Here is an 18,557-nt window from a genome sequence, read left to right on the forward strand (position 1 = left end):
TCATCTGCCTGAAGCATATCTTCGCCCTGCATTGTCCGCGACAATGCAGGATGCCCTGAAGTCAAGCTCATCATCCATCTCTCCTCGTTCTGAAACGAGGGGGCAGTTCTTCATTTCGTTAGGGGGTCAGTTTCTCACTTCGCCTGACAGGATGACGACATCGAAGCAACAGTGGAGATTGAGGAGATACGTTGAATATCACCGGCCGAACCGGGCGAGATCATCATGGCGTCGCTGACGGAACGCCACATCCTGCCATTCTATCGCCGGCGGAAGAGCCGGGCAGCCGGTTAAGGTATCCGGCATCCGTTTTGCGCAAAGCGTTCGGCGCGCAGATTGATGTCATCCGATGCTGCTCTATTCTCACAATTGATCAAGGGAGGATCATGCCATGGCCTTCATTCATACCCCCGATGCATCTGCCAGCGAGAAGACGGCTTCGATGTACGCCTCGGCCGAAGCGAGTTACGGCTATCTGCCGAATATGTACCGCGCCTTCGGCCACCGGCCCGAGGTGATGGAACACTGGGGGACGCTGCTCGCCAGCATTCGCGGCCATATGAGCCAGCGGCGTTATGAATTGGTCACGCTGGCAGCAGCCAGGGAGCTGAAGTCGTCCTATTGCATGTTGGCACATGGTTCGGTGCTGCTGCGCGACGGCTTTACCAATGACAGTCTTTCGGCTGTCGCCGGCGGCAGCGAGAAAGCGCCGATCGATACGGTCGAGCGGGCGATCATGGACTTTTCCGCCAAGGTGGCGCGCGACGCGACCTCGGTGACCCAGCAGGACATCGATGGCTTGAAGCGCCTCCAACTGAGCGACGCGGAGATCTTCGACGTGACCGCGGCAGCGGCAGCGCGCTGTTTCTTCTCCAAGATGCTGGATGCGCTGGGTGCTGCGCCCGATCATGCCTATGCCGAACGGCTCGATCCCAAGCTTCGTCAGAAGCTTACCATCGGCCGGCCGATCGAGGGGCTGAATTCGAACCATTCGTAAGAGCTGCGATCGTGCGGTATTGGATTGGTCCTTACTGTGCTGGCGGGTCTGCAAAATGCGTGATCGCGAACTCGGCGATCTTCTGGCCGGCCTTGTCGGCGTCATCCAGCACGGATGGGAAAAGCTGCCATTGATGCGGCATTCCCGGCCAGACCTGCGCTGTCACATCGACGCCATCCTTGCGCGCCTTGTCGGCAAGTCGCAGCGTATCGTCGAGCAGCAGCTCGCCGGAACCGACTTGCAGCAGCAATGGCGGAAAACCCGAGAGATCGGCATAGAGCGGGGAAATGTCGGGATCCGTCGCGGAATTATTACCGAGATAGGCCTTGCGGAGCGCCTCCAGCGCAGTCTTGTCCAGTACCTGATCGTTAGCGGCGTTCGACGTGACCGATGCGCCTGATACAGCCAGATCAGTGATCGGGCTCAGCGCCACGACGGCGGCCGGCAGCGGCTGTCTGGAGCGCATTTGCCGCAGCACAGTTTCGAGTGCGAGATTGCCGCCTGCACCATCACCCATAACAATGATATTTCCGTTGCTGTAGCCGCTGTCGAGCAGATAGCGGTAGGCGCTCAAGGCGTCGTTGATCTGCGCGGGATAGCCGTATTCCGGGGTCCGCCGGTAATCGATGAGCAGCACGTCGCTGGAAGCGGCCTTGGCAAGCGAGCCGGCAAGCAGGCTATGGCTGCGAATGGAGCCGCTGTAAAAGCCGCCGCCATGGATGAAAAGGATCGCGCGCCGGCCGATCGGGTGGTGAAGGCGCGCCGGCCAGATCAGCTCGGCCTCGACCCCGCCGGCATCGACATGCCGGATCTGAATGCGTGTCGGCTCCGGCAGCGATTCCATGAAATCGCGGAACGCGGTGCGCCGGTCCCGCAGGGTCTCGGCACCTTTGAAATGATCCTTCCGGTGGGAAAGCAGCTTTTCCACCTGCTCCTGAGAGGCCGGTGTCTGTGCGGGCATCTCCTCTGCCCCGAGGGGAAGAGCAGACAGAACCACGGCTGCAAGCGCTGACAGCAGGCCCGTGCGACATTCCACTTTCCACCGACTGTTGGCAGAAAAAATCGGCTTCCTCATTCGCCCCTCCGGCGCTGATCTTCTTTTGTGCGGCGCATCTTCACCACTTCGCCACCGAGAGTCAAAAGGGAGTTTTGGGTGATTGCCAGGAGCCTCTCCTGGTCAGACTGGAGCATTCCGACCACAAAAGGTTCCGGGTTCGTAGTTCGCATTTTTTAGTTGTGCTAGACTACTTTAAGGAGGGGAAGATCATGGATAGAGCCGCTCTGCTCGGGACGTGGCGAATGATTTCCTGGACACGAACCGTCGTTGCGACGGGGGAAGTCAGCGACGCCATGGGTGCCGATCCCATCGGATATATCGCCTATCATGCCGATGGCCGGATGATGGCTTTCGTCACCAACCGCCGCAGGCCGAAACCCAACGGCAAGGCCCCCAGCGATAATGAAAAGGCAGCGCTTTTCGATACAATGCTGGCTTATACGGCTGCCTATACGCTGGAGGGCGACAGGGTGATCCATCATGTCGAGGCCGCCTGGAACCCGACATGGGAGCGCCCTCTCGTCCGGCCTCTACATATGGAAGGTGACACTCTCGTCATCAGTGACGCGCCCGGCACCGATCCGGTCACGGGAGAGGATGTCGTCTACCGGCTGGAATTCCGCAAGCTCTGACCACTCAATCACCCCGGATCGCGTCGATCACTGTCCGGAATCCTGCCGAAATATGTCGTCGGCTGGGATAATAGAGATAAAGCGGCTCCTCCGGCTGGCACCATTCGTCCAGTACCTGGATCAACTGATTGCTCGCGATCAACGGCACCGCCCTGCCCTCCCAGACATAGGCGAGTGCAACGCCGCTGAGCGCCGCCGCCGTCATCAATTCGTGATCGTCTAGGGAAAGCGGGCCGGTTGGGTGGAAGGTTATGGCCTGCCCGTCCTTTTCAAAATCCCAGGGGTAACGCACGCCTGAGGGGAACATGTTCTGGACGCAGATATGCCGCTTCAGGTCATGTGGCGTCTGCGGCTTCGGCCGGGTTTCGAAATAGGCGGGTGCCCCGACGACGACGAGGCGCATGCGCGGCTTGATGCGCACGGCGATCATCCCTTCGGTGACACGCTCGCCGAAGCGAATGCCGCCATCGAACCCCTCCTCGACGATATCCACCAGCCGGTCCGTTGCCGCGATTTCAAGCTGCAGGTTCGGGTTCTTCATCAATAGCGGCCCGATGACCTGGCCGACGACGAAGGGCGCAATGGAATTGCCGACATTAATGCGGACACGACCGAAGGGCGTATCGCGGAAACGGTTCAGCGCATCGAGTGCAGAATTGATCTCGCCGAAGGCCGGATCGAGATGAGAGCGCAACAGTTCGCCAGCCTCTGTCAGCGAAACGCTGCGGGTCGTACGATTCAAGAGGCGAATGCCGATGCGGTCTTCCAGATTGAGCACGGCATGGCTGATCGCGGAGGCTGTGACACCCCTCTCCTCTCCCGCCTTGCGAAAGCTCTTGTGCCTGGCGACAGCGACAAAAGCCGCCATTTCGGAAAGCTCGGTCGCTCTCATTGCTGAATTTCACTCATCATAGCATCTCAAATAACAAATCTTATACATCAGCGAGATTTGCGTCAAATTCCTCTTCGTCAGCAACGCACTGCTGAAACAAACACTCTGACGAAAGGGAATTGCCATGAAAGTCTGGTTCATTACGGGTGCATCGCGTGGTTTCGGCGCGCTGATGACCAAGGACGCTCTTGCCGCCGGCGACGCTGTCGTTGCCACCGCTCGCAACCCCAAGACTATCACCGAACAGTTCGGCGATCATGCGAACCTGCTTGCCGTCGCTCTCGACGTCACCAACGAAGACCAAGCCAGGCAAGCCGCGGCTGCCGCCATCGCCCGCTTCGGCCGCATCGATATCCTCGCCAACAATGCCGGTTACGGCCTGCTCGGCGCTGTCGAGGAAGCAACTGCCGAAGAGATCGAAAAGATCTATGCCACCAACGTCTTCGGCCTCTTAAAGGTCACCCGCGCCGTGCTGCCCTATATGCGCCGCCAGCGCGCCGGCCATATCCTGAACTTCTCCTCGATCGGCGGTTACTACGGCTTCCCCGGCTGGGGCGTCTATGGCTCCACGAAGTTTGCCGTCGAAGGCCTGTCGGAATCGCTGGCGACCGAAGTCGAACCCTTCGGCATCAAGGTCACGATCGTCGAGCCCGGCTTCTTCCGCACGGACTTCCTGCATGACAATTCGCTGGCGGTCAGCCCGGCCTCCATTCCTGATTATGTCGGCACGCCGGCCGGCAACATGCGCGACTTCGCAGCCGACGCCAACCATGCCCAGCCGGGCGACCCGGCAAAGTTAACTGCCGGCATCATCGAGATGGTGAACTCGGCCAACCCGCCGCTGCGCATGCCTTTCGGCAGCGATACGGTTGCCAAGATCGAAGAAGAAAATGCCAGCGTGGAGAAGGAACTGGCCCAGTGGCGCAAGCTCGCCGTCTCCACGGATTTCGAACAGACTGCCTGAGAAGGCCTGACTTTCCCACAGCAACAAGCGCGCCCTCCGGCGCGCTTCATTCATTTCGGCGTGAAGATCGTCGCATCGGCAAGATTTTCACTCGCGCCGGCGCAGCGATGACCTAAATCTACGGGCGTCATCACGAATGCGGAAGGGCAAGGCATGACTATCAAATCCATTTGCATCTACGGAGCCGGCGCACTCGGAGGTGCAATCGCCGTCAAGCTGGCAAGCCGGCTCGGCGATGACGTGACCGTCTCGGTCGTCGCGCGGGGTGCGCATCTAGACGCGATCTGTGAACGCGGCCTTTCCCTTCATGAAGCAGATGCAGACAGGCCGATCAATGTACGGATCACGGCAACAAACGATCCGACAACGCTGCCCCCGCAAGACCTCATCATCACCGGCCTCAAAGGCCATCAACTTAGTCCTGCGGCAGAAGACATGGCCACCCTGCTGAAGGAAAACACCCGCGTCGTCATGGTGCTGAACGGTATTCCCTGGTGGTATTTCCACCGGGATACGCAAAGCGGCCATGCCGAACTTCAGCTCGAAGAGCTCGATCCCGGCGGTAAGCTGTGGCACCTGATCGGGCCGGAGCGGGTGATCGGCTGCGTGGCACTGCAGGGCGCCGAGGTCGTCAATCCCGGCGAGATCCGCCTTTCCAATGTTGGTCGTTTCGTGCTTGGCGAACCGTCGGGCGAGATGTCGACCGATCTCGAAACCGTTGCCGGCCTCTTTGCCAAGGCAGGCCTCAATGTTTCGACCACGCCACGCATTCGCGACGAGATCTGGAGCAAACTGACGGGCAATGCGGCTTTCAACCCTCTCAGCGCCCTGACGCGCGCCTTGATGACCGACATCATGGCCGATCCGTCGCTGTTCGACATGGTCGGCAAGATCATGAAGGAAGTGCGCGCCGTTGGAAGTGCCCTTGGCGCGAAATTCAGCATCACCATCGAGGAAAGGCTCGAGCAGTCGCGCAATATCGGCCCTGTACGCACATCAATGCTTCAAGATCTTCTGGCCGGCAAAGCGCTGGAAATCGTGCCGCTCGTCGGTATGGTCGTGGCACTCGGACRCACTGCCAACGTGCCGACGCCCGTCTCGGAAGTCGTGCTCGCGCTGGTCACGCAGCTCGACAAGGAAAACCAGCGGGGCGGCTGACATCGGCCTCTTTATGCGATTCCTATATCTTCGATCTCCACTCCGAATGGATTTCCTATCGGAGGCGGCAGTAGCCTTTGCCACAACAGCAAAGGTTACCGCCATGCGAGATGTCATGTCCTCCCGATACTTGCCGCTTCGCCCCTACCACATCACGCGCGGAAAGCGGCAGATGCGTGAGAAGCGCACGGCCCAGACGCTGATGATCTTCGGCATCGTGCTCGCCTGTGTCGAACTCTATGTGATCCTCGGCTCGCTCTGAGACCCCATCATGAACAGCAAAGGAAGACTGCGCCCGGGTGGCGCGATCACCGCGCTCGTCACGCCGTTCCGCAACGGCGAAGTCGACAGCGCAGCATTGGAAGCTCTTGTTGAATGGCAGGTGCTGAGCGGCGTCGATGGACTCGCCCTCTGCACGGCGGCGGGTGAAGGGCTGAGCCTTTCACCTCGGGAACGCCGCATGGTGCTCGACATCTGCATCCGGGCCGCGGCGGACCGTATTCCGGTGATCGCCGCGGCCGGAACCAATTGCACCGAGACTACGATCGCGCTTATCCGGGATGCGGAAGAATGCGGTGCCCGCGCTGTGCTTATCACCGTCCCCTATTATTCCAAGCCAGGGCAGAAGGGCATTCTCCATCATTTCCAGCAAATCGCTGCGGCAAGCAATCTGCCTGTTCTGATCGAGAATGCGCCAGCTCGCACGGCGAGTGACCTGACGGCGGAAACGCTGGAGCGACTTGCCGAACTCGATGCGATTGTCGCTATCGTCGATGCGACGGGGGATATTGCCCGCTTCGCCAACCTACCGCCTGCACTGCGACGCCGCTTCCTTTTCCTGTCCGGCCATGACGGCACGGCGCTTTCCTTTCATCTGGCGGGCGGCAACGGCATCGTGTCGGCGGCCGCCAATATCCTTCCGCGGCTCGTCACCTCGCTGCAGCAGGCAGCTTATGGGAGCGATATCTCCGCAGCGTTTGCGCTCAACGACAGGCTGCATCCGCTCGTCGCGGCACTGGGTTCGGAGAGTGATCCTGCCCGAGTGAAATATGCGTTGCAGGTGCTGCGCGGCACGTCGGCCGATCTTCGTCTGCCACTCGTATCGGCCGAGGCCGAAAGCCGCGTCGCGATTATAGCCGCGCTTTCTCCTTTTGTCGGCGGCGGCGCTCAGCGCATGGCGCTGTCCCTATGAGATTTTAATATTTTCGCTTTTGGCACCAAATGGAAACCCTATCCGCCAGCATCTATCTTTATCAGCGTGACACCGCCGCGGAACTCAAACGGCGGTTGAGTTAGACTTCGAAAGGACAAACGATGTCACGCCTGACCGATACGAATGCCAAGACCGACCCGCTGCAACGTAGCGTAAGCGCCCATACAGCTGCGGTCGATCCCTCCCACCCGCTACTTGTCGGCCTTGCAGCCGTCGCACCACGGCTCGGCGTCGTCATGGCCTTTGCCGGGCTCGTGCAGGTAAGCTTTCACCTTATCTCCCAGTGAGCGCCGGATCGAGGATCACGACAATGGCAAATGCACAGCAACGCCGGCAGTTTTCGGCTCCCCTCACCACGCGTCCGGCCCGCTTCACTGTCGGCCGCGCCAAGGGCGGAGGTTGGATCGTCCAGGATCGCGAGGGGCTCGTCGGCGGCCTCTTCGTCAATGAAGCCGCAGCCCTCCATTTCGCTGCGGAAGAGTGCAACCACAATCCCGCTGATATCTGCCGCGCGGCAACGGGCACGGTGCTCGATTTTGCACCTCTTGCGCGTGGTGCCGGCAATATCCACTAAATACCGTGTCGTTCCTGCCATTTTGGCACAGCAGGAACGGCACCAGGCCCAAGGTTTCCAACTTTTCCTTAACTGCCGTCCTGATAGAGTCCCGCGTGCAGAGACTACATGTGCCGCGAGACCGATGCCGAAACCAAACTTCCGCTTCACCCATTATGATATCAAGGAACAGCGCCCCGGAACGATTGTCGAGGTGTCGCTGAGCGCTGTGAACAATGTGCGGCTGATGACTGCCCCGAACTTCCAGCGGTTCACCGAAGTGCTCGACTTCAAATATATCGGCGGTGTCGCGCGCAAATCACCGATCAGGCTCGCCATTCCCGAAAGCGGCCACTGGCATATTGTCGTCGACATGGAAGGCCATCACGGGCTTGCAGATTCCTCGGTCAAGCTGATCAACGCGCCCGTCACGCAGTCGCGCGTTTCCTGATCTCAGCGCGGAACCCTATCAGCGCTGATTGCGCTCCTTACGAAGTTTCGCCCACCAGTCCAGCCGCTTGCGGATCTCGCGTTCGAAACCGCGCTCGGGCGGATCATAAAAGGTCTGGCGGCCCATCTTTTCCGGAAAATAATCCTGGCCCGAGAAGGCATCCGGCTCGTCATGGTCGTAGCGGTAGCCATCGCCATATCCTTCGCCCTTCATCAGCTTGGTCGGCGCGTTGAGGATATGCTTGGGCGGTAATAGCGAACCGTTCTGCTTGGCGGCCATCGTCGCCGCCTTGAAGGCGGTATAGACGGCATTCGATTTCGGTGCGGTCGCGAGATAGACGCAGGCTTGCGCGAACGCCAACTCGCCTTCCGGTGAACCGAGATAGTCATAGGCATCCTTGGCGGCATTGCAGATCACTAGCGCCTGCGGGTCGGCAAGGCCGATATCCTCCACCGCCATACGCACCAGCCGGCGACCGAGATAGAGCGGATCCTCACCGGCATCGAACATGCGGGCGAGATAATAGAGCGCAGCATCGGGATCGGAGCCGCGGACGGACTTGTGGAGTGCCGAGATCAGATTGTAATGACCGTCCTGTGCCTTGTCGTAGACTGGCGCCCGGCGCTGGACGATACGCGTCAGGCCCTCGGTATCGAAGGTTTCGCCCTCGCGGGCAGCACGCCAGACTTCCTCGGCAAGGGTCAGCACCGCGCGGCCGTCGCCATCGGCCATACGGATCAGGCTGGCGCGCGCATCCTCGGTCAGCGGCAGCGGTTTCTGCTCGACAGCCTCGGCACGTTTCAGCAATTCCTCGAGGCTCTGTTCCTCATGCGACTTGAAGGTCAGCACCCGCGCGCGCGACAGAAGGGCGGCGTTGAGCTCGAAGGACGGATTTTCCGTCGTAGCGCCGACGAGGATGACCGTGCCATCCTCCATGACCGGCAGGAAGCTGTCCTGCTGGGCTCGATTAAAACGATGGATCTCATCGACGAAAAGAAGCGTCTGGCGGCCGTCCATGCGACGCAGGCGGGCTGTCTCGAAGACCTTTTTCAGATCGGCAACGCCAGAGAAGATCGCCGAGATCTGTTCGAATGCCAGACCCGCCTCGCCGGAAAGCAACCGCGCGACCGTCGTCTTGCCGGTGCCGGGCGGCCCCCAGAAGATCATGGAGCCGAGTGAGCCGCTTTCGATCATTCGGCGCAGAACACCATCTTCACCGGTCAGATGTTCCTGACCGGTGACTTCGCCGAGCGTCTTCGGCCGCAAGCGATCGGCAAGCGGGCGCCGGCTGGCGACCTCTTCCGGAACACGCGGCGCGAAGAGATCATTGCTCATCGAAAGAACTGCCGGATACGCTGACCATCACGCTCGATCTCGACCCGCCACAGGCCCGGATCGGAATCGGCAATCTCCTGCAGGTCGTGGCTGGTCTTCACTTCAGCGCCATTGATGGAGACAATAATATCCTTCGGCTCGAAACCAAGCCGGGCAGCTGGAGAGTCCCCTGTCACGTCGGAGATGACGACACCGGTCGAATCCAGCGGCATGCGGAGTTCATCGGCGACGCGGGGCGACAGGTTTTCCACCACGGCACCTGTGAAGGGCGTACGTCCGCCGATCGTGCGCTGATCGCGCGGCTGGGTTTCCGGCGCGCGGGCGAGCACAAGCGGCATCTGTTCCTCACGCCCGTTCTCGACGACGGTCAGATTGACCGACTTGCCGAGACCGGCAGTCGTCAGGCGATAGAGAAGCGCATCCGGATGCTCGACGGAGACACCATCGACGGCGGTGATGATCTCGCCCACCTTGAGGCCGGCTTTGGCTGCCGGACTGTCCGGACTGAGCTTGGCGATCAGCGCGCCACGCGCCTTGTCGAGGCCGAGTGCATCGGCGACCTCAGAGGTCACCGGATCGAAGCTCGCACCGATATAGGGTCGCTCGAAGGATTTGACGCCGGCATCGGCAGAAGCGAGGAAGACCTTCACGAGATTGGCGGGAATGGCAAAGCCGATACCGTTGGAACCGCCGCCACGCGAGAAGATCGCCGTATTGATGCCGATCAGTTCGCCCTTCATGTTCATCAGCGCGCCGCCGGAATTGCCGGGATTGATCGACGCGTCCGTCTGGATGAAGAAGCCGAACTCGTTCTTGACGACCTGATTGCGGGCAAGTGCGGAAACGATGCCGCTGGTCACCGTCTGGCCGACGCCAAAGGGATTGCCGATCGCCAGTACGAGATCACCGACTTCCACAGCATCGGAATTGCCGATCGGCAATGCCGGGAAGTCCGCCTTGCTGTCGATCTTCAGCACGGCGAGATCGACACGGTCGTCACGCAGCACGACCGTGCAGGGGAATTCCCGGCCGTCGGAGAGCGCCACCTTAATGTCGTCGGCGCCCTCGATGACGTGATTATTGGTCACCACAGTGCCGTTCGTCTCGATGATGACGCCGGACCCCAGCGAAGACTGCTTCTCGGACCGGTTCGGCATCTGCTGGCCGAAGAACTGCTCGAAGAAGGGATCGCCGGCAAAAGGCGACTGACGCCGGACGGTCTTTTCGGCATAGACGTTCACGACGGCGCCTGACGTCTGCTTGACCAGTGGCGCGAAGGAAAGCTGCATCTGCATCTGACTTTCCGGCACGGTCTTGGTCTGCGCTTCGGCGGCAGCCGGCAGCAGAAGTGTCAATGCCAGAAGGGAAACGGAGGCGCGCTTGAACAGGCCTTGCATGGGAATCCTTTTGAAATGCTCTCAAGAAAATGTTGTAGCGCCCGACGCTAGAAAGGAAAGAGGGCGGAAGCATGGAAGATAAGGCATTCCGGATCTGGGAATTTGAATCAGGAAAATCAATCATGTTGCTGATATTTAAACCCAAAAGCTGCGCAGAGTCACCGGAGAGAGATATTATTCGGCAGGCGTGTATCGGGCTGGAAGGCGGGGTTTCGTCCTTGCCATAAACCGAACCTGCATCATCTTCCTGCAGACCGAATATCGTGTCCACGAAGCAGGGAAAGATCATGAAGACAGCCATTCTATCAGCGACGCTTTGCGCCACTCTCTTATCGCTCGCGCCACACGGTGCGCAGGCGGCAAGCTTCAACTGCGATGCAAAGGAGTTGCTGCCGGATGAGAAAGTGATCTGCGAGGACCGGTCGCTCAACGACGCCGATGTTAAGATGGCGACCACCTTCGAGCTGCTGTCCGGCCTGCTGGCCATGGGCGCACGCGGTACGCTGCAGGACGAGCAGACCGCGTGGCTGAAGAAGCGGCAGGCCTGTGGTCCGGATGCCGCCTGCATTGGCGCTGCCTATCAGGAGCGGTTGAAGCAGATGGACGAAACCTACAAGAACATCAATCGTCCACTCTAAAGACATTCAGTCCGGTGTGCTCTGACCCTGGAAATCGGCAATCATCTCGTTGATGAGACTGGCCGCCTGACGTACCCGTTCTTCGCCGTAAGTCGCGCCGTGTTCGTTTGCCCAGACGGCTTGGCGGCCGGAGATATCGGCAAGCGCCCTCTTCCCCGCCTCGGTCAGTTCCATCAGCTTGGCACGCTGATGGACAGGATTGGCGCGGTAGGCAATCAACCCCTCGCCTTCCAGCAGATCGGCAATGCGCTGCACTCCCTGGCGCGCAAGGCCGAGCGCACGCGCGGCATCGGCAACCGACATGGGCGCATGATCGGCTGCGGCAAGCACCTGCCAGCGCGCGCTCGTCTGCCCGGCGGGTTTGGCAAGCGCGTCGCCCACAGCCTGCAAATGGGCCGAGAAGCGGAGCACCGCTATGGAAAGTGCAGCAAAGGCATCGCCATCGGGCGTACGTTTTTTTGTCATCTTGACAACATATTGTCATACATCGATAATGACAATATGTTGTCATACTACAATGCGATACGCAAGGAGGAGCATATGAAGAAGACCTATCACGGAAGCTGTCACTGCGGCCGGATCCGCTACGAGGCCGATATCGACCTTCAGGCCGGGACGGGAAAGTGTAATTGCTCGATCTGCTGGAAGCTCCGCTATTGGGGCACCAATATCAAGCCAGAGGACTTTCGCCTGCTGTGCGAGGAAACTGGCATCAGCGATTACCAGTTCGGCACTTTCTCCGGTCATCACCGCTTCTGTGCCAATTGCGGAGTACCGGCTTATGGCGACGGTTATATCGAGGCGATGGGTGGCGCCTATGTGTCAATCAATCTCGCCTGCCTTGACGATCTCGACCCTGCCGAACTCGCCGAGGCGCCGTTGCAATATTATGATGGCAGGAACAATAGCTGGTGGACTGTGCCTGCAGAAACGCGGCATCTCTGAACATGAAAAGACCCACTGACGTTTAATCAGTGGATCTTCAGTTTGAGAGGTTGTTCGCTCAGCGCGCGTTCAGGTCGCGAACCGCACCACGGTCGGCGCTGGTTGCAAAGGCCGCATAAGCCTTGAGCGCAGTCGAAACATTGCGCTTGCGCGGCTCGGCCGGATGCCAGCCCTTCTGATCCTGCTCGGCGCGACGGGCGGCAAGTTCCTCGTCACCGACGCGCAGGCTGATCGTCCGGTTCGGAATGTCGATGTCGATCATGTCGCCTTCGCGCACCAAGCCGATCGTGCCGCCGTTTGCCGCTTCCGGCGAAGCATGGCCGATCGAAAGACCGGAGGTGCCGCCGGAGAACCGGCCGTCGGTGATCAGCGCACACGCCTTGCCGAGGCCCTTCGACTTCAGATAACTCGTCGGATAGAGCATTTCCTGCATGCCGGGGCCGCCCTTGGGGCCTTCGTAGCGGATCACAACGACATCGCCGGCCTTGACCTCATTGGCGAGGATCGCCTTGACGGAAGCATCCTGGCTTTCGAAAACGCGGGCCGGGCCAGAGAATTTCAGGATCGATTCATCGACACCGGCAGTCTTCACGATGCAGCCATCGACCGCCAGATTACCCTTGAGGACAGCAAGGCCGCCATCCTTGGAGAAGGGATGCTCGACCGAGCGAATGACGCCGCCGACACGGTCGGTATCAAGCTCGTCCCAGCGAGCTTCCTGGCTGAAGGCGACCTGTGTCGGGATACCGCCCGGTGCCGCACGGTAGAAGTTGCGCACAGTATCGCTGGTGGTGCGCGTGATATCCCAACGATCGATCGCATCGCCGAGCGTTTCGGCATGAACCGTCGGGCAGTCACGATTGAGCAGGCCACCCTTATCGAGCTCGCCCAAGATCGACATGATGCCGCCTGCGCGGTGAACGTCTTCCATGTGCACGTCGGACTTGGCAGGTGCGACCTTGGAAAGGCAGGGAACGCGGCGCGACAGCGCATCGATGTCGGCCATGGTGAAATCCACCTCGCCTTCATGGGCAGCCGCCAGAATGTGCAGAACGGTGTTGGTGGAGCCGCCCATGGCAATATCAAGCGTCATGGCATTCTCAAACGCCTGCTTCGAGGCGATGACACGTGGCAGGGTCTTTTCATCTTCCTGCTCATAATAACGGCGGGCGAGGTCGACGATCAGGTGGCCGGCTTCAACGAAGAGACGCTTGCGATCGGCGTGGGTGGCGAGTGTCGAGCCGTTGCCGGGCAGCGACAGGCCGAGGGCTTCCGTCAGGCAGTTCATGGAGTTTGCGGTAAACATGCCGGAGCATGAACCGCAGGTCGGACAGGCCGAACGTTCGATGACTTGGACGTCTTCGTCTGAGATCTTGTCATCGGCAGCAGCAACCATGGCGTCGACGAGGTCGAGTGCGTGGGTCTTGCCATGCAGGACGACCTTGCCGGCTTCCATCGGGCCACCGGAAACAAAGACAGTGGGTATGTTGAGGCGCAGCGACGCCATCAGCATGCCGGGGGTGATCTTGTCGCAGTTCGAAATGCACACCATGGCATCGGCGCAGTGCGCATTGACCATGTATTCCACGCTGTCGGCTATCAGTTCGCGCGAAGGCAGCGAATAGAGCATGCCGTCATGGCCCATGGCGATGCCATCATCGACAGCGATGGTGTTGAACTCCTTGGCGACACCGCCGGCCGCTTCGATTTCGCGAGCGACGAGCTGGCCGAGATCCTTGAGATGAACGTGGCCGGGCACGAACTGAGTGAAGGAGTTCACCACCGCGATAATCGGCTTGCCGAAATCCGAATCCTTCATGCCCGTGGCGCGCCAAAGGCCGCGCGCGCCTGCCATGTTGCGGCCGTGGGTCGTGGTTCTGGAACGATAAGCTGGCATCGGTGTCTTCCTCAATATCCAGGAATGGTCTGGCGATGCGAGGCGGCAAAGGATTTGCGAAGGCCGGGCAGTCGCTGCTTTTTGGAATTGTCCTAATCCAATCGGCCCAAGCTGTCACTACCGGGAATGCCCAAAGCGGTACGGGCACCATCAAGCATATACGGATGCAAGGGCTCTTTTGTTACGGACTATTCCATCACGGACGAACACAAAAAATTGGCTTTTCGCCGCTAATATTCAGGGCATACACACTGATCCGAAACGCGCAATTTGCGTTTAAAGATTCACAAGGGCCGCCCCGCCCAAGAGGAATTCGATATGCCAAGCTATCGTCCGCCCAAAATCCGCTCCTCGGAAATCACACCGCGCGAGGTTTACCTGAAGCGCCGGGAGTTTCTCGGCGCGGCGACGCTCGGCGCCATGGCGCTCTATGGCGCTGGCAAGGCGAGCGCTGCGGCACTTTCGACTATCAAGAGCAATTATACGGTCGACGAAAAGCTGACGCCGATCAAGGACGTCACCACTTATAACAACTTCTATGAATTCGGCCTCGACAAAGGCGATCCGGCTGCACTTTCCGGTAAGTTCAAGCCGCTGCCCTGGACGATCAAGGTCGATGGCATGGTCAACAAACCCGGCACCTTCGACATCGAGACGCTGATGAAGGAATTCCCGATCGAGGACCGCACCTACCGCATGCGCTGCGTGGAAGCCTGGTCGATGGTCATTCCGTGGGACGGCTTTCCGCTTGCTTCACTTCTCGACAAGGTGGAGCCGCAGGGCAGCGCCAAATATGTCGCCTTCGAGACCATCGTGCGGCCGGAGGAAATGCCCGGTCAGGCCGGCTTCTTCCAGTCACTGGCCTGGCCCTATGTCGAGGGCCTTCGCATAGACGAGGCTCGCCATCCGCTGACGCTGCTTGCCGTCGGGCTCTATGGCGAGACGTTGCCGAACCAGAACGGCGCCCCGGTTCGCCTCGTCGTGCCGTGGAAATACGGTTTCAAGGGCATCAAGTCGATCGTGCGCATCACGCTCACCGATCAGCAGCCGAAGAATACCTGGCAGGTCACCAACCCGCAGGAATACGGCTTCTACGCCAACGTCAATCCAGCGGTTGATCACCCGCGCTGGAGCCAGGCGACAGAGCGGCGCATCGGCGAAAGCGGTTTCTTCGGCGCCAGCCGCCACCCCACCCTGCCCTTCAACGGCTATGCCGATGACGTGGCCAGCCTCTATTCCGGCATGGATCTAAAGGCGAATTTCTGATGGCGGCTTTTTCGTTCGCCATTCCGAAGCGCTGGCAGCCGGCTTCCGTCTGGCTGCTCTATGTCGTCGGGCTTATGCCCGCCGCCTGGACTTTCTATCTCGGCGCGACGGATCAGCTCGGCGCCGATCCGGTGAAGACCTTCGAGCTTTTCCTCGGCATATGGACCATCCGCTTCCTCATCCTGACACTGGCAGTTACCCCTGCCCGCGATCTCCTCGGCTGGAACTATCTGCGTTACCGCCGGGCGCTCGGCCTTCTGACCTTCTACTATGCTCTGATGCATTTCACCGTCTATATGGTGCTCGACCAGGCGCTTGATATCGCTGCCGTCATCGACGATGTGCTGAAGCGTCCCTTCATCATGTTTGGCATGGGTGCCCTTGCGATGCTCGTGCCGCTCGCCGTCACATCCAACAATTTCTCGATCCGCAGGCTCGGCAAGAACTGGATCTGGCTGCACCGCCTCATCTATATCATCGCGGCCTCAGCAGCGCTGCACTTTGCGCTGTCGACGAAAATCCTCGATCTCGAGCAGTATATCTACGTTGGCCTGGTCATCGCGCTGATCCTCTACCGCTCCTACAAGCCAATCGGGCGGAGCAGGAAAAAGGGTCAAGGACGATCAAGCCGCGCCCGCGCCGTGGCGTCATCGGCTTCGTAAAGGTCCGCTTTAAGGCCGCGAAGGTGATGATTTTCTATGCACTGGATCAAGCGCATACGCGGCCGCGATCCCGATAGCGTATGCCAGGATATTCCAGAGCGAGAATACCCGTCCCAGCAATAAGGCGCCTGCGGTCGTCAGTCGAAAGGCATCAAGCCAGGGCGAGTGATAGAGCCGAAACAGTTCGACGCAAATGGCGACAACCGTTGCCATGGCGGCAATTCCCGGGGGGCGAACTTTTGTGACGAAACCTGCAACAGCAGATGCCAACAGGAAATACACCATCGATCCCCAAAGCAGCGATCCGCCATACTTGACGACGACGAAGGGCAGCCCGACGGAATAGCCGAACCGCCGAAGCATCAAACCAAAAATGATGATCAGGAGTAGGGCCGCGAGGCGCTGGAACTGCGCGCCTTGAACCACTCTGCACAATTGCAATTGACCACCATCCTCTCGACTGATTTGGACGGCCTAACCGCGAAGCAGCAAATTATCAAGCCGTCGCTATCCCAGCGTAGTCGAGCCTGATAGCTTCCCGATACTTCGAAACGAGTCTGGGATCACTCGCAAGAACATGCCGAAAGTCGCCGCGCTTCAAGGATTACTCCCCCTACTGGACAAGCATCTGATCGACCGGCCGGCCGATCTTCCACGCAATGGCATCGAACGCTTCGTTGTCGAATTCTTCTATTTCGGCGTCAAGGAGGCTCGGGCCTGCCTCTTCGCAGGCCTGTTTTTTCTGTCGGTCTTCCTGGTTCCGCGTGCAGGCATCATCGGTATCCCGCGCTACGATCTGCTGCTGCTCATCGCTGTTGTAATCCAGGCCGGGATGGTCTGGGCAAAACTCGAAACTATCGATGAGTTGAAGGCGATCTCGGTCTTCCATGTGGTCGGTTTTGCACTGGAGGCCTTCAAGACGTCCGGCAGCATCCAGTCGTGGAGCTATCCGGATTTCGCCTATACGAAGCTCTTTGGTGTTCCGCTGTTTTCCGGCTTCATGTATGCGGCCGTCGGCAGCTATGTCATCCAGGCCTGGCGCCTGTTTGATCTGCGCGTCAGACACCATCCATCCTATTGGATGGCAGGATTCATGGCATTGGCGATCTACGTCAACTTCTTCACCCACCACTATATCGGCGATTACCGCTGGTACATCGCCGCCTGCACGCTCGGTCTTTATGCGCGCACCACGGTCATCTTCAGGCCCTATGATCAAGACCGCAAGATGCCCCTGCTTCTCGCCTTCGTCCTGATCGGCTTCTTCATCTGGCTCGCAGAGAATATCAGCACCTTCTTCGGCGTGTGGCGCTATCCAAACCAGATCGGCGCGTGGTCGACCGTGCATATCGGCAAATGGACTTCGTGGTGTCTGCTGGTGATCATGACCTTTACGATCGTTGCGAACCTCAAGCATATCAAACACAAGATCCACGTGCCTGAATGAATTTCCGAAAACGGGCAGAGAACCAGGATATGTGCGGAGCGAACGCCGGACCGGCTTTTATCTCGCCATTCCTGTCAACTCATAGGGAGCGCCAAGCTTGATTGACCATATCCCGTCTCTGTAAGCGATCTCACAAAGAGCAGGCTCTTTTACCAAAGCGCCTTCGCGCCTTTGGGATACACATTGAAGGAGAAAGTGTTCTGGGCCTTCGATATAGGCAATGGCTGCCTGTTCGAAATCCAGCAGGCCGATAGCACCCCGCCTTTGACGCGCGTCCACGTCGCCTTTCGAGCCGGCAACAGGCGGAGGTCGAGTCGTTCTATCAAGGCGCTCTTGCAGCCGGCGCGCGGGACAATGGCGCACCTGGCCCGCGCCCGGACTACGCGCCCGATTATTATGCCTGCTTTATCCTCGATCCCGATGGCGACAATATCGAAGCCATGATCAATCAACCGCTTGTCAAAGCTTGAACAGAAGCGGGCTCAAACGCACAAACGCAAAAAGCCGGGCAAAGCCCGGCTTTCCTGTTCCCGTAAGCGGAAAATGTTAGGCAGCGACAGACTGCTCTTCAGCAGCGACGCGAGCCTTGTCGGCTGCACCCTTTGCATAGGTGTCGCGGTCAACGAATTCGATGACGGCGAGAGCAGCGTTGTCGCCCTGGCGGAAGCCGGCCTTCATGATACGCAGGTAGCCGCCATTGCGGGTTGCGTAGCGCGAGGCGATCGTGTCGAACAGCTTGTTGACGACGACAGCGTCCTTGATCTGCGAGATCGCCTGACGACGAGCGTGCAGGTCGCCGCGCTTGCCGAGGGTGACGAGCTTCTCGACGATCGGACGGATTTCCTTGGCCTTCGGCAGGGTCGTGACGATCTGCTCGTGGGTGATGAGCGAAGCCGCCATGTTGGCGAACATCGCCTTGCGGTGGCTTGCAGTTCTATTCAGCTTGCGGCCGGCTTTACCATGGCGCATTGCTATTCTCCTTTAATGCAGGTGCCCTTACGCTAACTGGGCCTGCCGTTTCCTGGCACATGCAGGCGATAGGCCTGCTGTTTG

General features: G+C 59.5%; 22 protein-coding genes and 1 pseudogene. 15 read left to right on the forward strand and 8 right to left on the reverse strand.

Going from position 1 to position 18,557, the window contains the following annotated elements; translation table 11 throughout:
• Positions 1-391: 391 nt before the first annotated feature.
• Entirely contained in the window at positions 392-997 is a 606-nt protein-coding gene (locus AC1DUP_RS35515; RefSeq protein ID WP_113309256.1) for a carboxymuconolactone decarboxylase family protein, read from the forward strand.
• Positions 998-1,028: 31 nt separating this feature from the next.
• On the opposite strand, the gene AC1DUP_RS35520 is transcribed toward AC1DUP_RS35515, so the two are convergent.
• Complete coding sequence (locus AC1DUP_RS35520; protein WP_113309277.1) at positions 1,029-1,958, reverse strand: alpha/beta hydrolase; 930 nt, start codon at positions 1,956-1,958, stop codon at positions 1,029-1,031.
• 305 nt (positions 1,959-2,263) lie between these two features.
• Between AC1DUP_RS35520 and AC1DUP_RS35525 the strand changes: the two genes are divergently transcribed.
• The gene (locus AC1DUP_RS35525; protein WP_477837158.1) at positions 2,264-2,686 is read left to right on the forward strand and encodes a lipocalin-like domain-containing protein; all 423 of its coding nucleotides are present in this window, start codon (positions 2,264-2,266) and stop codon (positions 2,684-2,686) included.
• A 4-nt stretch (positions 2,687-2,690) separates the two neighbouring features.
• On the opposite strand, the gene AC1DUP_RS35530 is transcribed toward AC1DUP_RS35525, so the two are convergent.
• Positions 2,691-3,578, reverse strand: coding sequence for a LysR family transcriptional regulator (locus AC1DUP_RS35530; protein WP_477837160.1), 888 nt, complete (start codon positions 3,576-3,578; stop codon positions 2,691-2,693).
• Between the two features lie 124 nt (positions 3,579-3,702).
• Between AC1DUP_RS35530 and AC1DUP_RS35535 the strand changes: the two genes are divergently transcribed.
• The 7 genes from AC1DUP_RS35535 to AC1DUP_RS35565 all read left to right on the forward strand — a co-directional run bounded on the left by AC1DUP_RS35535 (position 3,703) and on the right by AC1DUP_RS35565 (position 7,917).
• Positions 3,703-4,542, forward strand: a complete 840-nt coding sequence (locus AC1DUP_RS35535) for an oxidoreductase (protein WP_113309258.1) — start codon at positions 3,703-3,705, stop codon at positions 4,540-4,542.
• A gap of 153 nt (positions 4,543-4,695) precedes the next feature.
• Positions 4,696-5,700 (forward strand): ketopantoate reductase family protein, encoded by a 1,005-nt coding sequence (locus tag AC1DUP_RS35540; RefSeq protein WP_477837162.1) that lies wholly within the window; start codon positions 4,696-4,698, stop codon positions 5,698-5,700.
• 115 nt (positions 5,701-5,815) lie between these two features.
• Positions 5,816-5,962 (forward strand): hypothetical protein, encoded by a 147-nt coding sequence (locus AC1DUP_RS35545; RefSeq protein WP_477837164.1) that lies wholly within the window; start codon positions 5,816-5,818, stop codon positions 5,960-5,962.
• Positions 5,963-5,971: 9 nt separating this feature from the next.
• Positions 5,972-6,892 (forward strand): 4-hydroxy-tetrahydrodipicolinate synthase, encoded by a 921-nt coding sequence (gene dapA, locus AC1DUP_RS35550; protein ID WP_113309260.1) that lies wholly within the window; start codon positions 5,972-5,974, stop codon positions 6,890-6,892.
• A gap of 122 nt (positions 6,893-7,014) precedes the next feature.
• The gene (locus AC1DUP_RS35555; RefSeq protein ID WP_113309261.1) at positions 7,015-7,200 is read left to right on the forward strand and encodes a hypothetical protein; all 186 of its coding nucleotides are present in this window, start codon (positions 7,015-7,017) and stop codon (positions 7,198-7,200) included.
• Between the two features lie 23 nt (positions 7,201-7,223).
• On the forward strand, positions 7,224-7,487 hold the full coding sequence (locus tag AC1DUP_RS35560) for a hypothetical protein (RefSeq protein WP_113297868.1): 264 nt from the start codon (positions 7,224-7,226) through the stop codon (positions 7,485-7,487).
• Positions 7,488-7,611: 124 nt separating this feature from the next.
• Entirely contained in the window at positions 7,612-7,917 is a 306-nt protein-coding gene (locus AC1DUP_RS35565; RefSeq protein WP_113297869.1) for a DUF1883 domain-containing protein, read from the forward strand.
• Between the two features lie 18 nt (positions 7,918-7,935).
• On the opposite strand, the gene AC1DUP_RS35570 is transcribed toward AC1DUP_RS35565, so the two are convergent.
• A complete protein-coding gene (locus AC1DUP_RS35570; RefSeq protein ID WP_113297870.1) occupies positions 7,936-9,252 on the reverse strand; it encodes a replication-associated recombination protein A in 1,317 nt (438 codons plus the stop codon).
• Positions 9,249-10,649, reverse strand: coding sequence for a DegQ family serine endoprotease (locus tag AC1DUP_RS35575; RefSeq protein ID WP_113297871.1), 1,401 nt, complete (start codon positions 10,647-10,649; stop codon positions 9,249-9,251). Before AC1DUP_RS35575 ends, AC1DUP_RS35570 begins: the two co-directional genes overlap by 4 nt.
• Positions 10,650-10,936: 287 nt before the next feature.
• Between AC1DUP_RS35575 and AC1DUP_RS35580 the strand changes: the two genes are divergently transcribed.
• A complete protein-coding gene (locus AC1DUP_RS35580) occupies positions 10,937-11,287 on the forward strand; it encodes a lysozyme inhibitor LprI family protein (protein ID WP_477837168.1) in 351 nt (116 codons plus the stop codon).
• Between the two features lie 6 nt (positions 11,288-11,293).
• Here AC1DUP_RS35580 and AC1DUP_RS35585 read toward each other — a convergent pair whose 3' ends face one another.
• Positions 11,294-11,752, reverse strand: coding sequence for a MarR family winged helix-turn-helix transcriptional regulator (locus AC1DUP_RS35585; RefSeq protein WP_113309263.1), 459 nt, complete (start codon positions 11,750-11,752; stop codon positions 11,294-11,296).
• A 75-nt stretch (positions 11,753-11,827) separates the two neighbouring features.
• Here AC1DUP_RS35585 and AC1DUP_RS35590 point away from each other — a divergent pair, with 75 nt between their 5' ends.
• Positions 11,828-12,232: a GFA family protein gene (locus tag AC1DUP_RS35590; RefSeq protein WP_113309264.1), complete on the forward strand. Its 405-nt coding sequence runs from the start codon at positions 11,828-11,830 to the stop codon at positions 12,230-12,232.
• A gap of 58 nt (positions 12,233-12,290) precedes the next feature.
• On the opposite strand, the gene ilvD is transcribed toward AC1DUP_RS35590, so the two are convergent.
• Positions 12,291-14,129: a dihydroxy-acid dehydratase gene (gene ilvD / locus AC1DUP_RS35595; protein WP_113297875.1), complete on the reverse strand. Its 1,839-nt coding sequence runs from the start codon at positions 14,127-14,129 to the stop codon at positions 12,291-12,293.
• Between the two features lie 318 nt (positions 14,130-14,447).
• Between ilvD and msrP the strand changes: the two genes are divergently transcribed.
• Complete coding sequence (gene msrP / locus AC1DUP_RS35600; RefSeq protein WP_113309265.1) at positions 14,448-15,395, forward strand: protein-methionine-sulfoxide reductase catalytic subunit MsrP; 948 nt, start codon at positions 14,448-14,450, stop codon at positions 15,393-15,395.
• Complete coding sequence (msrQ, locus tag AC1DUP_RS35605) at positions 15,395-16,057, forward strand: protein-methionine-sulfoxide reductase heme-binding subunit MsrQ (protein ID WP_113297877.1); 663 nt, start codon at positions 15,395-15,397, stop codon at positions 16,055-16,057. Before msrP ends, msrQ begins: the two co-directional genes overlap by 1 nt.
• A gap of 9 nt (positions 16,058-16,066) precedes the next feature.
• Here the strand turns inward: msrQ and AC1DUP_RS35610 are convergent, their stop codons facing one another.
• On the reverse strand, positions 16,067-16,492 hold the full coding sequence (locus tag AC1DUP_RS35610) for a ribosomal maturation YjgA family protein (protein ID WP_477837183.1): 426 nt from the start codon (positions 16,490-16,492) through the stop codon (positions 16,067-16,069).
• A 142-nt stretch (positions 16,493-16,634) separates the two neighbouring features.
• Between AC1DUP_RS35610 and AC1DUP_RS35615 the strand changes: the two genes are divergently transcribed.
• A complete protein-coding gene (locus AC1DUP_RS35615) occupies positions 16,635-17,504 on the forward strand; it encodes a DUF817 domain-containing protein (RefSeq protein WP_113309266.1) in 870 nt (289 codons plus the stop codon).
• A 97-nt stretch (positions 17,505-17,601) separates the two neighbouring features.
• A pseudogene (locus AC1DUP_RS35620) lies at positions 17,602-17,974 on the forward strand (VOC family protein).
• 76 nt (positions 17,975-18,050) lie between these two features.
• Here AC1DUP_RS35620 and rplQ read toward each other — a convergent pair.
• Positions 18,051-18,473 (reverse strand): 50S ribosomal protein L17, encoded by a 423-nt coding sequence (rplQ, locus tag AC1DUP_RS35625; protein ID WP_007812897.1) that lies wholly within the window; start codon positions 18,471-18,473, stop codon positions 18,051-18,053.
• Positions 18,474-18,557 lie beyond the last annotated feature (84 nt).

It is taken from the genome of Rhizobium sp. 01L419, from assembly GCF_056400025.1.

What these genes read in the sequence shown, in the direction of transcription:
- AC1DUP_RS35515 (WP_113309256.1), top strand. Translation starts at nt 392, where the DNA reads ATGGCCTTCATTCATACCCCCGATGCATCTGCCAGCGAGAAGACGGCT.
- AC1DUP_RS35520 (WP_113309277.1), bottom strand. Translation starts at nt 1,958, where the DNA reads ATGCCCGCACAGACACCGGCCTCTCAGGAGCAGGTGGAAAAGCTGCTT.
- AC1DUP_RS35525 (WP_477837158.1), top strand. Translation starts at nt 2,264, where the DNA reads ATGGATAGAGCCGCTCTGCTCGGGACGTGGCGAATGATTTCCTGGACA.
- AC1DUP_RS35530 (WP_477837160.1), bottom strand. Translation starts at nt 3,578, where the DNA reads ATGAGAGCGACCGAGCTTTCCGAAATGGCGGCTTTTGTCGCTGTCGCC.
- AC1DUP_RS35535 (WP_113309258.1), top strand. Translation starts at nt 3,703, where the DNA reads ATGAAAGTCTGGTTCATTACGGGTGCATCGCGTGGTTTCGGCGCGCTG.
- AC1DUP_RS35545 (WP_477837164.1), top strand. Translation starts at nt 5,816, where the DNA reads ATGTCCTCCCGATACTTGCCGCTTCGCCCCTACCACATCACGCGCGGA.
- dapA (WP_113309260.1), top strand. Translation starts at nt 5,972, where the DNA reads ATGAACAGCAAAGGAAGACTGCGCCCGGGTGGCGCGATCACCGCGCTC.
- AC1DUP_RS35555 (WP_113309261.1), top strand. Translation starts at nt 7,015, where the DNA reads ATGTCACGCCTGACCGATACGAATGCCAAGACCGACCCGCTGCAACGT.
- AC1DUP_RS35560 (WP_113297868.1), top strand. Translation starts at nt 7,224, where the DNA reads ATGGCAAATGCACAGCAACGCCGGCAGTTTTCGGCTCCCCTCACCACG.
- AC1DUP_RS35565 (WP_113297869.1), top strand. Translation starts at nt 7,612, where the DNA reads ATGCCGAAACCAAACTTCCGCTTCACCCATTATGATATCAAGGAACAG.
- AC1DUP_RS35570 (WP_113297870.1), bottom strand. Translation starts at nt 9,252, where the DNA reads ATGAGCAATGATCTCTTCGCGCCGCGTGTTCCGGAAGAGGTCGCCAGC.
- AC1DUP_RS35575 (WP_113297871.1), bottom strand. Translation starts at nt 10,649, where the DNA reads ATGCAAGGCCTGTTCAAGCGCGCCTCCGTTTCCCTTCTGGCATTGACA.
- AC1DUP_RS35580 (WP_477837168.1), top strand. Translation starts at nt 10,937, where the DNA reads ATGAAGACAGCCATTCTATCAGCGACGCTTTGCGCCACTCTCTTATCG.
- AC1DUP_RS35585 (WP_113309263.1), bottom strand. Translation starts at nt 11,752, where the DNA reads ATGACAAAAAAACGTACGCCCGATGGCGATGCCTTTGCTGCACTTTCC.
- AC1DUP_RS35590 (WP_113309264.1), top strand. Translation starts at nt 11,828, where the DNA reads ATGAAGAAGACCTATCACGGAAGCTGTCACTGCGGCCGGATCCGCTAC.
- ilvD (WP_113297875.1), bottom strand. Translation starts at nt 14,129, where the DNA reads ATGCCAGCTTATCGTTCCAGAACCACGACCCACGGCCGCAACATGGCA.
- msrP (WP_113309265.1), top strand. Translation starts at nt 14,448, where the DNA reads ATGCCAAGCTATCGTCCGCCCAAAATCCGCTCCTCGGAAATCACACCG.
- msrQ (WP_113297877.1), top strand. Translation starts at nt 15,395, where the DNA reads ATGGCGGCTTTTTCGTTCGCCATTCCGAAGCGCTGGCAGCCGGCTTCC.
- AC1DUP_RS35615 (WP_113309266.1), top strand. Translation starts at nt 16,635, where the DNA reads ATGCCGAAAGTCGCCGCGCTTCAAGGATTACTCCCCCTACTGGACAAG.
- rplQ (WP_007812897.1), bottom strand. Translation starts at nt 18,473, where the DNA reads ATGCGCCATGGTAAAGCCGGCCGCAAGCTGAATAGAACTGCAAGCCAC.